We start from the raw sequence: 13,822 nt of genomic DNA, 5'->3' as shown, positions 1-13,822 counted from the left end.
GGTGGAAACAAGGAGAACGCCAATGCTGAACAAGATTCGCCCCGTAAAACTCGCCGTGGGTATTTCGCTGATGACCATCGTTGCTTGCGCAGCGTCTGGCGACACCATCGAGGAGCGCCGCGAGGTGGCCAAGCGCTATGTGAGCCTGCCGTCGCAGCAGCAGATGATCGACGACATGCTGGGTGTGGATGTCATGCGCTCCAGCCTCGACATGGCGATCCCGCCGGAACTGGGTGTATCCGATTCCGCGCTCGATCAGGCGGCGCAGGTGATCGCGGATAGAGTCCAGGCGAAAAAGCCGGAACTTCTGGGGGTTATGGTCGAAGCAGCGGCGCAGAACTTCACCGTCGAGGAGCTTGAGGCGGTCATCGACTTCTACACCTCACCGGTGGGCGACTCGGTGTCGCGCAAGATGGGGGCCTATATGGTGGATGTGAATCAGCTCATGACGCCGATGATCATGGAGGTCCAGAAAGCCGCAGAGCCGCAGCTTATGGAAATCTTCATGAGCGATATGGAGTAGCCTCAACCAGCGGGGCGTCCCAAAGCTCGCGATAGGGCGCCTCGGCCTTGCCTTCGACCAGATCGACAATCATTTCCGCGACTTTGCCGCCCGCATCGCGGATGGAACTGCGGGTGACGGTCAGCCGCCGGTCGCCGTAATTCATGTCGGCAAAGGAGAGGCAATCATCGTGACACACAATCTCGACCGCGCGGCCCTCGGCGCTGCGCAGCGCCCGGCGGGCCCCGACGGCGAGCAGGGTTGAGGAGCAGAGCAGGGCGGTCGGCGGCGCGGCCCCATCCATCAGCGCGCGGGTCAGCCGATGGCCATTATGCTCATTCATATCGGTGCGGTGGATCAGCGCCTCATCGACGGGCAATCCGGCCCCCTCCAGCGCCTCGCGATACCCACGCTCACGGAAGATCGAAAAGCCGAGATGCGCCGGACCGTTCAAAAGCCCGATCCGCTTATGTCCCTTATCTATCAAATAGTTGGTCGCCGTTCTGAAAGCCCCGTGATTGTCGATATCCATCCAGTTGGTCGGCTCGGTTTCGCTCGCCGTGCGCCCGTGAAAGACGTAAGGCATATCCAGCTCATCAAGGATCCCGACACGCGGATCTTCATGCCGCGTCACCTGCACGACGACCCCGTCCACCAGCCCGCGCCGCTTGAGCCGCCGCACGACCTGTTCTTCCTCACCTTCCTGCGCAATCGTCAGCATCATATCGTAACCGAGCGCCGCATAGCGCGCACTCGCCCCCGCCAGAAAATCCGCGAAATGCGGGTCGATCGCGTCGTGGCGGGTGGTGTTGATGATATGGCCGATCACGCGGGTCTTGCCGGTGGCCAGCATTGTCGCGGCGGTGGAGGGCGTATAGCCGAATTTCTTCGCCGCCTCTTCGACACGGGCGCGGGTCTTGGCGCCCACCTCGGGATAGCCATTCAGGGCGCGGCTCACCGTTGTCTGCGACAGACCAAGACGTTCGGACAGTTCTTTCAGATTCATGTCAGCGGGTTTTGGGTTTTGGCGTGAAAAGGTCAAGGATAGGCCCCGACTATAGGAGTGTTGCGCCGCGTGCTGCAAGCTTAACGCTTGATTTATATGGCGCGCGCGGCCGGATATGGCCGGATTCGGGTGCTCTTTCCTGTGTCGATTTCAAAGCGAAACCGATAAGCGGCGCGTTCCGGCCCGGATGGCACCGCGCATCTCGGGCGGCGCGCGGGCCTCTTCCGCCGCGCCGGAGCCGCAAAGCGCGCTAGAGCCGCCGCGCAAGTCGCCCAGAGAGCCAGCCGAACCCATCTCCTTGCCCCTGCGACATTTTTCCTTTCAGAAACCGGATTGCAATCTGCGCGCACCGAGTCTAAGTTAGCGGTAACACAAATCGACATCTGGAGCCGTCATGGTCGCACGCGTCATTCCCGTCGAACCCTTCGATCTCGTCATTTTTGGAGCCACCGGCGATCTCGCACATCGCAAGATTTTCCCCGGTCTCTATCGCCGCCGCGTGGCCGGGCAGATGCCCGCAGAGGCGCGGATCATCGGCGCGGCCCGCTCGACCATGAGCAATGACGCCTTTCGCAAGGACATTCGCGCCGCCATCGAGGAATATGTCCCGAAATCCGAGCGCGATGCCGAGCAGGTCGAGGGCTTTCTGGAGCAGGTCAGCTACAGCCAGCTCGACGTGACCGATCAGGCGGGGTGGGATGCGCTGAAGGAAACGCTCCGCGACGATGTGGTCCGGGCGTTCTATCTCTCCGTTGCGCCGTCGCTTTTCGGCACGATTGCGGATTACCTTTCCAAGAACAAGATCGCGACCAAGGACAGCCGGATCGTCGTCGAGAAACCGCTCGGCAAGGATCTGGAGTCGGCTGAGGAGCTGAACCGCCAGCTTTCCGCCTCCTTCGACGAGCGTCAGATCTACCGCATCGACCACTATCTCGGCAAAGAAACCGTGCAGAACCTGCTCGCGATCCGCTTTGCCAACTCGCTCTTCGAGCCGCTCTGGACCGCCGCCCATGTCGATCACGTGCAGATCACCGTGGCCGAGGATATCGGGGTCGCCGGGCGCGGCGGCTATTACGACAAATCCGGCGCGATGCGCGACATGGTGCAAAACCACCTGATGCAGCTTCTCTGCCTCACCGCCATGGAGCCGCCCGCGAAATTCGAGCCGGACCTCGTGCGCGATGAAAAGCTGAAAGTCATCCGCGCCCTCGGCCCGGTCGCCCCCGGCGAGATCGTCCGCGGCCAATATGAGAACGGCAAGGACAGCTATAAAAAAGACGCCGAGAACGCCGAAAGCCTCACCGAGAGCTTCATCGCCATGAAGGTCCATGTGGAAAACTGGAGATGGGCGGGCACCCCGTTCTATCTGCGCACCGGCAAGAAAATGGCCAAGCGCGTCTCGGAAATCGCCGTGGTGTTCAAGGACCCGCCGCATTCGATCTTCCCGAAGGAAGACGATCTGCACGGCAATGCGCTGCTTATTCGCCTCCAGCCCGATGAAGGCATCACGCTGCATATGGCGGTGAAGGAGCCGGGGCCGGGCGGGATGCGTCTCAGTGACGCGGAGCTCGATATGAGCTTTGCCGACGCGCTGGAGGAGCGCAAGATTCGGATGCCGGACGCTTATGAACGCCTCATCATGGATGTGATTCGCGGCGATCAGACGCTGTTCATGCGCGGCGACGAGGTGGAGGCCGCTTGGGCCTGGGTCGATCCGATCATTCAGGAATGGACCGAGCGGGGCGACCGTCCGAAACCTTACGATCCGGGCAGCGCCGGACCCGAGGATGCGATGGTCATGCTCCACAAGGAAGGCCGCCGCTGGAGGAAATTGTGATGATGCTGGGCGAATATCAAAGCCGCACCGATCTCGCCGAAGGGCTGGCCGAAACCGTCGCCAAGGAGCTTGGCGAGGCGCTGGAGACGCGCGGGTCCGCCACGCTCGCCGTGCCGGGCGGCACCACGCCGGGCCCGTTTCTCGAAGCGCTGTCCAAGGCCGATCTCGACTGGTCCCGCGTCCACGTGATGCTCACCGATGAGCGCTTCGTGCCCGAAAGCTCGGAGCGTTCCAACACCGCCTTGCTGCGCCGGACGCTGATGCAAAACAACGCCGCCGCCGCGACGCTGATCCCGTTTTATCAGCAGGCCGAGACCCCCGAAGAGGTGCTGGACGACATCACCCTCGGTGTGGCCAAGGCGCTGCCGCTCGATGTCTGCGTCCTCGGCATGGGCGCGGATATGCACACGGCCAGCCTCTTTCCCGGCGCCGATATGCTGGAAGCCGCGCTCTCCGATGCGGCCCCGCCGGTCCTGCCGATGCGGGCCGATGGCGCGCCCGAGCCGCGCCTCACCCTGACCGCGCCGATCCTCAAAGCGGCGCGCCATATCCACATTCTCATCACCGGCGCGGAGAAGAAATCCGCCCTCGATGTTGCGCAGCATGAAGGGTCGGTTGCCGCCGCGCCCGTCCGCGCTGTGCTTCCCCAAGCCACCGTCCATTACGCGGAGTAAGCCATGACAGCCGATACGCTCAAACGTGTCACCGACCGGATCACCGAGCGGTCCGAACCTACGCGCACGCGCTATCTCAACACGATGCGCAAGATGATCTCCGACGGGCCGGGCCGCGCGCATCTCAGTTGCTCCAATCAGGCCCATGCCTATGCGCCGATGCCTGATGCCGACAAGGACGCGCTCGCCAAGGGCAGCGCGGGCAATCTCGGCATCGTCACCGCCTATAACGACATGCTCTCGGCGCATCAGCCGTTTGAGCGCTTCCCCGAACTGATCCGCGACGCGGCCCGCGAAGTGGGCGCGACGGCGCAGGTCGCGGGCGGTGTTCCGGCGATGTGCGACGGCGTCACGCAAGGTCAGCCGGGCATGGAAATGTCGCTCTTCTCGCGCGATGTGATCGCCCTCGGGGTCGGCATTGCGATGAGCCACAACGTGTTCGACGCCTCGGTCTATCTCGGGGTTTGCGACAAGATCGTGCCGGGCCTCGTCATGGGCGCGGCCAGTTTCGGCCATATCCCGGCGGTGTTCTTGCCTGCTGGCCCGATGGTCTCCGGCCTGCCGAATGACGAGAAAGCCAAGGTCCGCGTGAAATTCGCCGCCGGCGAAGTGGGCCGCGAGGAACTGCTCGCCGCCGAGATGGCCGCCTATCACGGCCCCGGCACCTGCACCTTCTACGGCACCGCCAACACCAACCAGATGCTGATGGAATTCATGGGGCTGCACCTGCCGGGCGCGTCTTTCGTGAACCCCAACACGCCGCTGCGCGATGCGCTGACCGTGGCGGGCGCGAAACGCGCGCTGGCGATCTCGCATCTCGGCAATGAATTCACCCCGGTTTGCGAAGTGCTGGACGAAAAAGCCTTCGTCAACGGCATCGTCGGGCTGATGGCCACGGGCGGCTCCACGAACCTTCTGATCCACCTCGTCGCCATGGCGCGCGCCGCCGGGATCAAGCTTGACTGGGAAGATTTCTCGGAACTGTCGGACTCCGTGCCGCTCCTCGCCCGCGTCTACCCGAACGGGCTCGCGGATGTGAACCATTTCCACGCGGCGGGCGGTCTCGGCTACATGATCGGCGAGCTGCTCCAAGGCGGGCTTTTGCATGAAGACGTGCGCACCGTCGCCGGTGACGGGCTCGACCGTTATACTCAGGAGCCGAAGCTGAAAGAAGGCGAAATCGTCTGGGAAGCCGGGTCCGGCAAAACCCATAACGACAAGATCCTGAAGCCGCTCTCCGCCCCGTTCCAGAAAACCGGCGGGCTGCAAAAACTCTCCGGTAATCTCGGCAATGCGGTGATGAAGGTCTCCGCCGTCGATCCGTCGCGCCACATCATCGAAGCGCCCTGCCGCGTCTTTCACGATCAGGAAGAGGTGAAAGCCGCCTTCAAGGCTGGCGAACTCGAAAAAGATGTGGTCGTCGTCGTCCGCTTCCAGGGGCCGAAAGCCAACGGGATGCCGGAACTGCACTCCCTGACGCCGCCGCTCACGATCCTTCAGGAGCGCGGGCACAAGGTCGCGCTCGTCACCGATGGCCGCATGTCCGGCGCGTCGGGTAAGGTGCCCTCGGCGATCCATGTCAGCCCCGAAGCGCTCGATGGCGGGCCGATCTCGAAATTGAAAGACGGCGATATCGTCCTCGTCGATGCCACCAACGGCACGCTTGAGGTGAAAGACCCGGCCGCGCTTGACCGCGCCGCCGCCACCGCCGATCTTTCGGATTATCACGACGGCATTGGCCGCGAGCTTTTCGCGGGCTTCCGCCGCCTTGTCGGCCCGGCGGAAACCGGCGCCACACCCCTGTTCTCGGAGGATGTCAGATGACCCCTGAAACCGCTTCGCAAAAAGCCCGCGAAATCTGCGCTTTGGCGCCCATCGTTCCGGTGATCGTCGTGCAGGATATCGCCCATGCCAAGCCGCTCGCCGAAGCGCTGGTGGCGGGCGGTCTGCCTGCGCTCGAAGTCACGCTGCGCTCCGATGCCGCGCTCGACGCGATCCGCATCATGGCCGATGTGCCGGGCGGGGTTGTCGGGGCAGGGACGCTCCTGACCCCCGATGATGTGAAACGCGCCAAGGATGCCGGGGCGACCTTCGGCGTCTCGCCGGGCTGCACCGATACACTTGTGCAAGCCTGCGAGGACGAAGACCTGCCGCTGCTCGGCGGCGTCTCCACCGTCTCCGAAGCGATGCGGATGCTGGAGCGGGGCTATAACGTCATGAAATTCTTCCCCGCCGAAGCCTCGGGCGGCGCCCCGGCCATCAAATCCATCGGCGGCCCGATCCCGCAAATCGGCTTCTGTCCCACGGGCGGCGTCTCCCCGCAAAACGCGGCGGATTATCTCAAACTGCCCAATGTGCTGTGCGCCGGCGGCTCCTGGGTCGCGCCGCAAAATCTCATGGATGCCGGGGAGTGGGGCGAGATCGAAGCGCTCGCCCGCGAGGCATCGAAATTCGAGAGGTAAGCCATGACGGACGCGCTTCACACCCATTGGGACGAGGTCAAAGAGCGGCGCATCGCCCATCTCTTTGACGAGGATAAAGACCGGTTCGAGAGCTTTTCCGTCTGCCATGACGGGCTGCTCCTCGACTATTCCAAAACGCAAATCGACGCGCGGGCCCGCGATCTGCTCCTGAAAGCCGCCGAGGCTGCGGGCGTCGCCAAAACCCGCGACGCGATGTTCTCCGGCGAGATCATCAACACCACCGAAGGCCGCGCGGTGCTGCACACGGCGCTGCGCAATCTCTCGGGCGATCCGGTGATGGTGGACGGCGCGGATGTCATGCCGGGCGTCCTCGAAACCCTCGACAAAATGGCCGATTTCGCCGATGGCATCCGCAGCGGCGAGATTGCGGCCGATGATGGCCAGCCCTTCACCGACATCGTGAATATCGGCATTGGCGGCTCGGATCTCGGCCCGGCCATGGCGGCGCGGGCGCTGTCCCCCTATGCGGACGGGCCAGAGACCCATTTCGTCTCCAATGTCGACGGCGCGCAGATCGCCGATGTGCTGGCCGGTCTCGACCCGAACCGCACCCTCGTGATCGTCTCGTCCAAAACTTTCACCACCATCGAGACCATGACCAACGCCGAAACCGCCAAATCTTGGCTCGGCGGGCGCAATCATTTCGCGGCGGTCTCGACGGCGGAAGAGAAAACCAGCGCCTTTGGCGTCTCGAAGGATCGCGTCTTCGGCTTCGAGGACTGGGTCGGTGGACGCTACTCCATGTGGGGCCCGATCGGTCTTTCGCTGATGATCGCCATCGGCCCGGAAAACTTCCGCGATTTCCTCGGCGGCGCCGAAGCGATGGACCGGCATTTCCGCGAGGCCGAAGGCGCCGACAACATGCCGCTGATGCTCGGCCTCGTCGGCTATTGGCACGCCACCATCTGCGGCTATCCGACCCGCGCGATCCTGCCTTACGAGGAACGGCTCGGGCGGCTCCCGGCCTATCTCCAGCAACTCGATATGGAGAGCAACGGCAAATCCGTGCAGCAGGACGGCAGCGCCGCCCCCTCGACCGGCCCCATCGTCTGGGGCGAGCCGGGGACCAACGGCCAGCACGCCTTTTACCAGCTCATTCACCAAGGCAGCCACATCATCCCCTGCGAATTCATGGTCGGGGCGGAGGGCCAGGAGCCGGAACTTTCGCATCACCACAAGCTGCTCGTCGCCAACTGCCTCGCGCAATCCGAAGCGCTGATGCTGGGCCGCGATTTTGCCGAAGCCGAAGCGCTGATGGAGGCCGAAGGCCATCGCGGTGACGAGTTGGAACGGCAGGCCCGCCACCGCGTCTTCCCCGGCAACCGCCCGTCGCTGACGCTGATCTATGACAAGATGACGCCCTATGTGCTCGGCCAGATCGTCGCGCTTTACGAGCATCGCGTCTTTGTCGAAGGGGTGCTCTGGGGCATCAATTCCTTCGATCAATGGGGGGTGGAACTCGGCAAAATCCTCGCCAAAAAGCTCGAACCGCTCTTGGGTGGCGGCGATCTCTCGACCAAGGACGGCTCCACGGCAGGTCTCATCGAAGCGATCCGCCAGCGCAGCTAACAGCGAGCGCGGCCTTCGGGGGAATGCCCCGGAAGGCCGCGCCAGCCGCATGGCGGCTGCGCCGACAGCGCCGTGTGAGAATGTGCGGCGCAGACATCCCGATCCATACTCTTAAGAATGAGGTCATCCGCGAGTGTAGCTAACAGTCGGCTTGGCCTTCAGGGGGATGCTCCGAAAGGGCGCGCCAGCCGCATGGTGGCTGCGCCAACAGCGCCGTGTGACCTTGCTTGGTGCAGACACCCTTATCCATACTCTTAAGAATGAGACCACCCGCCAGTGCAGCTAATAGTCGGCTTGGCCTTCGGGGGATGCTCTGGAAGGCGGCGGCAGCCACATGGCGGCTGCGCCAGCGACGCCGCGTGACCCTGCGCGGCGGAAAAAACCAAGCCAAACCCTTGAGAATATGACGCTTTAGCTGGAGGCGCGCAGGCGCTTCGGGCTTTAGGCTGAGGAAAACAGGCCGCACAGCGAAAACGCTTCCGAGGACACGACCAAACTCCGCAGCCCGCTTTGCGCGGAGGCAACGGTCCCACTCCAAGCCGCCACCACAGGATGCCGAGGACCCGCGCCCAAATTGGCGTCCCGTCACGTACTGCGGGAAGCCGGGGCGGCCGCGCTCCGGGTGGGTGTGGAGAGCGCGACCTCCGCAAGCCATGAGCGTTTTTCCGGGCCGCCTCTATTGCGCAGAGGTTTATAGGCCTCATCCGGAAGGCCTAAATCGCCGCCTAAACCAAATTTTATGGACGGTGCTTTCCTGCGTCCCTGCTTGCGCCGCAGTTTACCCCAGTCGCACCTTTCATCTGCGCGTGGCATTGCCCTCCCGCTTCGCCTAAAACCGAAGGGAGGAGGCCAGATCATGACCCATTTCACCCCCGGACCCCGCAATCTCATCACCGATGTCGCGGGCCTCAAGGTCGGTAACGCCTCGGACGCGCGCGTCAAAACCGGCGTGACCGTGCTGACCGGCGACGCGCCCTTTACCGCCGCCGTGCATGTCATGGGCGGCGCGCCCGGCACGCGGGAAACGGATCTGCTCGCCCCCGACAAGATGGTGCAGGAGGTCGACGCGCTCGTCCTCTCCGGCGGCTCCGCCTTCGGCCTCGACGCGGCTTCGGGCGTGATGGACGGCCTGCGCGCCATGGACCGCGGCTTCGCCGTCGCCGGGCAGTTCGTCCCCATCGTGCCCGCTGCCATTCTCTTCGATCTCGCCAATGGCGGGGCGAAAGACTGGGAGACGCCGCCCTACCGCGCCCTTGGCCGCAGCGCTCTCGACGCCGCCAGCGCGGACTTCGCCCTCGGCTCGCACGGGGCCGGAACCGGCGCACTCACCGCGACGTTGAAAGGCGGCCTCGGCTCGGCTTCCGTCGTCCTGCCCTCCGGCGTGACCGTCGGCGCGCTCGTCGCCGCCAACCCAGTAGGGGCCGTGACCGACGCCGAGGGCCGCTTCTTCGGCGCGCCGTTCGAAATGGCAGGCGAAGTCGGCGGCCATGGCCCGGCCCGCTTCGATCCCGCTGCACCGCTCCGCACCAAACCCGTCGGCTGCGGCAACACGACCATCGCCATCGTCGCGACCGACGCGGCGCTCACCCAGGCCGAAGCGCAGCGCCTCGCCACCGCCGCCCATGACGGCATCGGCCGCGCGGTCATCCCCGCCCACACCCCCTTCGACGGCGATTTGGTCTTCGCGGCGGCCACGGTCGCAAAACCCGCAGACAACATGCTCCCCCTCTGCCACGCCGCCGCCCTCTGCCTGACCCGCGCCATCCAGCGCGCGGTCTATCTGGCGGAGGCGGCGGAGGGTGACGTGCTGCCGGTTTGGACCGCGCCGGAGGGGTAGGGAGGCGGATTGGCAATGGCGGGGCGGAAATGGGGCGCGATCCTTTCCGAGAATGATGGATCGTGGGGCATTGGCGTTCTCCGGGCCGCGTTGGCCGGATGGAAACCGGCGCGCCATCCTTTCGGTAATAGATGGGTTGAGGATGCGGGGCCGGGCGATATTTGGGACAGGTTAGCCGAGCGGAAGTCGGCGTCGATATTCTCGGCGATGGATTGTAATGCGGCGGGGCGTTCTTTTGGCCCGGTTTACAGGGAGGACGAGATCCGGCTTGCTATCTTCTCGGATTTGGCGTGACCGGGCATCAGGGTCAGAACGGAACGGTTTCGGTGCGTGGGCGTCAAGTCGGGCAACGTTTCTTATTCTCCCAATAAAAGAAGCCGCGAGGCGCTCACGCGAAACGGACGGATCTGAAGTGGAGCAGGCTTGAAATGGGCATGAACAGAACCCTCATCGGCGTTCCGGTCATCACCATCCTTAATCGGTTCTCAAGCGTCTTTCGCGCCATCAGCGCCTCCATCGGCAATGGGCTCAATGCAATGAGGCAAAAGGGCGACGAAAAAGGGCCAATAAGATGATGAGATCAGCACAAGCCTTCATTCCCTGAACCGCTGGCTCTGGTTTTCATATTTGAAAAGACAGTGACCCTTCTTTTCACCGGTGAAAAAGGGCGTCACCAAAACTCGCCTTTTCGCGACCCGCAAGTAATGTGCGACGAAATGAAAAGACTTCGCCGGATCTTTTCATCTATGAAAAGAGACTCGCCGCCACGCCCGTCGCCAACTTTTACGCACTGTCGCCGACCACTGGCGTCCCAAACACCGCATCTCAATGCCCCAAATGAAAAGAAAACCTCGCCTCTTTTCAAAAACGAAACGCCCCCCCTAGCACGGAATCGTTAAAACCGCCCGCAATCCGCCGAGATCGGCGCTGTCTTCCAGCCGCAGGCTCCCGCCATGGGCGCGCGCCACGTCGAGGGCAATCGCCAGACCCAGACCCACGCCGCCGCCGCGATCCTGATTGCGCGACTCGTCGAGTTGGCTGAAGGGTTTCAGCGCCGCCTCGCGGTCCTCGGGCGCGATGCCGGGGCCGTTATCCTCGACCACAAAGGACAGGCTCGACTGCCCGCGCTGCAAGGTCAGCCGCCGCTTGTCGCCGTAACGTTCTGCATTGGCGAGCAAATTTTGCAACGCCCGGCGCAGCGCCAAGGGCCGCAGCCGCACCGGGTCGGCCGCGTCATCGGGCAGAAACAACTCCGCGTCCATCTGCTCCGCCATCTCCCGCGCGAGCGCTGCGGGATCGACCTTTTCGCGTTCCTCACCGCCTTCGCCGCGGGCGAAATCCAGATAGCTTTCGATCATCCGGCTAAGGGTTTCGACATCCTCTTCCAGCTCCGCCTTGTCCGGTCCGTCCTCCATCATCGCGAGCGACAGTTTCATGCGCGTCAGCGGCGTGCGCATGTCGTGGCTGATCCCCGACAGCATCGCCGTGCGCTGCTCGATCTGCCGGTCGATCCGCTCCCGCATGGCGAGAAATGCGGTCCCGGCACGGCGGATTTCAGACGCGCCACGGATCCGGAGCGGCGCCGAGCGGCCCCGCCCGAACTCATCCGCCGCATAGGCGAGATCGCGGATCGGCCGCATCTGGTTGCGTAGGAAAATCGTCGCGATCCCGGCCAGCAACAGCGCCGTCAGCACCATCAGGACGAGAAGCTGATGCGGGTTCGAGGCGGACACACGCTCGCGGTCGAAATCGAAGCTGACCGGCCCCACATCGGTCTGCGCCGTCATGCGCACCCGCCCGTTTTCGCTTTGAAGATCAATGACAACCGGCGCGTCGATATGGGCGTCGAGATAGGAGATCAGCACCCGCCCCGAGAGGTCGAAATAGGCCACCTCGTTCTGCGCCGCGAGCGGGCTGCCGGTGGTGATCTCCATCTCGAGCGCCGTGCTCAGACCCTCGGCGCGGATGCTGCGCTCCACCTCGGTCGCCGCCGTCTCGATGGCCAGCAGCACCATCTCCACCTCGATCGCGATCGAGCGCGCCATCTGTTCGGTCACACGCTCAAAATGCCGCTCGATAAACACCCGCCCGACGACGAGTTGCAGCAGCAAAAACGGCACCAGCAAAATCAGCAGCGAGCGGACAAAGAGGCTCTTGGGTTTGCGCAAAATCATGGGGTGACTTTGGGCCGCGCGGGCGCAAAGCGCAATGCGCGAAAGGGGTTTTCTTTGGCGCGAGGGCCGCTTAGCGTCAGCCCATGTTGAGCCAGGATCACAGCCCGCCGATTGGCCCGCCCGAAACGCTCGCCCCGGGGATCCGCGTGGTGACGGCCCCAAATGCGAGCCCGATGACCTTCACCGGCACCCGCAGCTATCTGCTCGGGGAGGGCGCCGTGGCGCTGATCGACCCCGGCCCGGACCTGCCCGCGCATCGGGACGCGCTGCTGGCCGCGCTGGCCCCCGGCGAGCGCTATGCCGCGATCCTCGTGACCCATGCCCATCTCGACCACAGCCCGCTGGCAAGCCGTCTCGCCGCTGAGCTGGATTTGCCGCTTCTGGCCTATGGCGACTGGCAAGCGGGCCGCCGCGAAGGCTTGCCCGAGATCGGGGGCGGGGAGGGGGTCGATCAGGCCTTCGCACCCACGCAAACCCTTGACCATGGCGAGGTGTTTACCATCGGCGACCTCACCCTCACCGCGCTCCACACTCCCGGCCATCAGGGGAATCACCTTTGCTTCGCCGTGCCCGCGCTGGACGCGCTCTTTTCCGGCGATGTGCTGATGGGCTGGTCCACCACGCTGATCTCGCCGCCCGATGGCGATCTCGGCGATTTCTTCGACTCGCTGGATCTTCTGGCGGGGCGGGAGGAGGCGGTGTTCTACCCCGGCCACGGCGCGCCCGTAACCAATCCGCGCGAGAATATCGCCTGGCAAAAAACGCATCGCGAAGAGCGCACCGCGCAGATCCTCGCGGTTCTGGAACGCGGCCCGGCGACGCCCGAGGCGATCACCGAGGCGGTCTATGAGGGTCTCAACCCGGCGCTCCTCCCGGCCGCCAAACGCAATGTGATGGCGCATCTCATCTGGCTCGACCGCAAGGGCGACGTGACCGCCGACGGCCCGCTTTCCCCGAGCGCCACCTATCGGCGGAAAAACTGACATTTCCCTCTGGACGCCCGGAATCGCCTTTGCTATACGCTCCGACACGGTGACGCGCTCCGGCGCGCACAGATGAAATGTTCCGGCGTAGCTCAGCGGTAGAGCAGTTGACTGTTAATCAATTGGTCGTAGGTTCGATCCCTACCGCCGGAGCCATAAAAAGCCCTCACGTCGCCAAGATGTGAGGGCTTTTTTGGGTTTTGGGGCGGGCGTAAGGATCGCGTTTCTCCTCCAAAGTAGGGCGAAGCAGTGGGCTTAGAGCAGCGGTCATTTTAGGTTTGAAAACGCCTTTTGTTTTGGCGCGCAGCTACTTGTCGAACTCATGGGAAGCCGCTGATCATTCACTTGAGTTTGGCGTTTTCGCGAGCATCCGCCTTCGACGCGAAGGTGGAGGATCTTACCGTCATTTTATTGTTATCATTTTCTTAGATTTACGTCAAAAAAGTCTGCCTATAGGCATTTATGTGCCGATCGTTTTGACGTCCAAGGCATGCGTCATTTTTTCCACTGACGAATATTAAGAATTCGGTAATGTCTGGCTGAGAGCGAATCTTGAGCTGCTGGAGTTGTCGGTTATGTCCTTGTCCTCTGTGATCCAGGCGATGCGTATTTTGCGGATCGAGACGCCGCTGGGGGCGGATGCGCTTTTGGCGCAGAAGCTGCAGTTTCGTGAGGCGATTTCGGAGCTCTTCGAGGGGCGGATGTCGGTGCGCTCGAAGTCTCCGGATCTGAAGCCGCAGGATCTCTTGGGCAAGTC

At 63.5% G+C, this 13,822-nt stretch carries 13 protein-coding genes and 1 tRNA gene; 11 read left to right on the top strand and 3 right to left on the bottom strand.

The window, feature by feature from the left end; genetic code table 11:
• Nucleotides 1-22 precede the first annotated feature (22 nt).
• The gene (locus ACMA5I_RS05220; RefSeq protein ID WP_525885186.1) at nt 23-523 is read left to right on the top strand and encodes a DUF2059 domain-containing protein; all 501 of its coding nucleotides are present in this window, start codon (nt 23-25) and stop codon (nt 521-523) included.
• Here the strand turns inward: ACMA5I_RS05220 and ACMA5I_RS05215 are convergent.
• Nucleotides 504-1,508, bottom strand: a complete 1,005-nt coding sequence (locus ACMA5I_RS05215) for a LacI family DNA-binding transcriptional regulator (RefSeq protein ID WP_525885185.1) — start codon at nt 1,506-1,508, stop codon at nt 504-506. The genes ACMA5I_RS05220 and ACMA5I_RS05215 overlap by 20 nt on opposite strands.
• Before the next feature lie 150 nt (nt 1,509-1,658).
• Nucleotides 1,659-1,802: a hypothetical protein gene (locus ACMA5I_RS05210; RefSeq protein WP_525885184.1), complete on the bottom strand. Its 144-nt coding sequence runs from the start codon at nt 1,800-1,802 to the stop codon at nt 1,659-1,661.
• 100 nt (nt 1,803-1,902) lie between these two features.
• On the opposite strand from ACMA5I_RS05210, the gene zwf reads away from it, so the two are divergent.
• From zwf to ACMA5I_RS05175, 7 genes are all read left to right on the top strand, one after another.
• A complete protein-coding gene (gene zwf / locus ACMA5I_RS05205; RefSeq protein ID WP_525885183.1) occupies nt 1,903-3,345 on the top strand; it encodes a glucose-6-phosphate dehydrogenase in 1,443 nt (480 codons plus the stop codon).
• Nucleotides 3,345-4,019, top strand: a complete 675-nt coding sequence (pgl, locus tag ACMA5I_RS05200; protein ID WP_525885653.1) for a 6-phosphogluconolactonase — start codon at nt 3,345-3,347, stop codon at nt 4,017-4,019. The genes zwf and pgl overlap by 1 nt, the downstream gene beginning before the upstream one ends.
• A gap of 3 nt (nt 4,020-4,022) precedes the next feature.
• Complete coding sequence (gene edd, locus ACMA5I_RS05195) at nt 4,023-5,843, top strand: phosphogluconate dehydratase (protein WP_525885182.1); 1,821 nt, start codon at nt 4,023-4,025, stop codon at nt 5,841-5,843.
• Entirely contained in the window at nt 5,840-6,481 is a 642-nt protein-coding gene (locus ACMA5I_RS05190; RefSeq protein ID WP_525885181.1) for a bifunctional 4-hydroxy-2-oxoglutarate aldolase/2-dehydro-3-deoxy-phosphogluconate aldolase, read from the top strand. Before edd ends, ACMA5I_RS05190 begins: the two co-directional genes overlap by 4 nt.
• Nucleotides 6,482-6,484: 3 nt before the next feature.
• On the top strand, nt 6,485-8,071 hold the full coding sequence (gene pgi / locus ACMA5I_RS05185; RefSeq protein WP_525885180.1) for a glucose-6-phosphate isomerase: 1,587 nt from the start codon (nt 6,485-6,487) through the stop codon (nt 8,069-8,071).
• Between the two features lie 856 nt (nt 8,072-8,927).
• Nucleotides 8,928-9,908 (top strand): P1 family peptidase, encoded by a 981-nt coding sequence (locus ACMA5I_RS05180; RefSeq protein ID WP_525885179.1) that lies wholly within the window; start codon nt 8,928-8,930, stop codon nt 9,906-9,908.
• 434 nt (nt 9,909-10,342) lie between these two features.
• Nucleotides 10,343-10,483 carry a hypothetical protein gene (locus tag ACMA5I_RS05175; protein ID WP_525885178.1) on the top strand — a complete coding sequence of 47 codons (141 nt, stop codon included), beginning with the start codon at nt 10,343-10,345 and terminating at the stop codon, nt 10,481-10,483.
• A 306-nt stretch (nt 10,484-10,789) separates the two neighbouring features.
• Here the strand turns inward: ACMA5I_RS05175 and ACMA5I_RS05170 are convergent, their stop codons facing one another.
• Nucleotides 10,790-12,082, bottom strand: a complete 1,293-nt coding sequence (locus ACMA5I_RS05170) for a sensor histidine kinase (protein WP_525885177.1) — start codon at nt 12,080-12,082, stop codon at nt 10,790-10,792.
• 83 nt (nt 12,083-12,165) lie between these two features.
• Here ACMA5I_RS05170 and ACMA5I_RS05165 point away from each other — a divergent pair, with 83 nt between their 5' ends.
• The 3 genes from ACMA5I_RS05165 to ACMA5I_RS05155 form a co-directional block, all read left to right on the top strand.
• Nucleotides 12,166-13,065, top strand: a complete 900-nt coding sequence (locus ACMA5I_RS05165; protein ID WP_525885176.1) for an MBL fold metallo-hydrolase — start codon at nt 12,166-12,168, stop codon at nt 13,063-13,065.
• 81 nt (nt 13,066-13,146) lie between these two features.
• Nucleotides 13,147-13,221: transfer RNA gene (locus ACMA5I_RS05160), tRNA-Asn, on the top strand.
• A 419-nt stretch (nt 13,222-13,640) separates the two neighbouring features.
• Nucleotides 13,641-13,822 (top strand): hypothetical protein (locus ACMA5I_RS05155; RefSeq protein WP_525885175.1); only part of this gene is annotated, 182 nt, incomplete at its 3' end.

This window comes from Jujubicoccus corallicola (assembly GCF_047345645.1).
GTDB lineage: Bacteria > Pseudomonadota > Alphaproteobacteria > Rhodobacterales > Rhodobacteraceae > JBLEFH01.
Note: the sequence above shows the minus strand (reverse complement) of the source record. Positions and strands in the feature narration are given on the sequence as shown.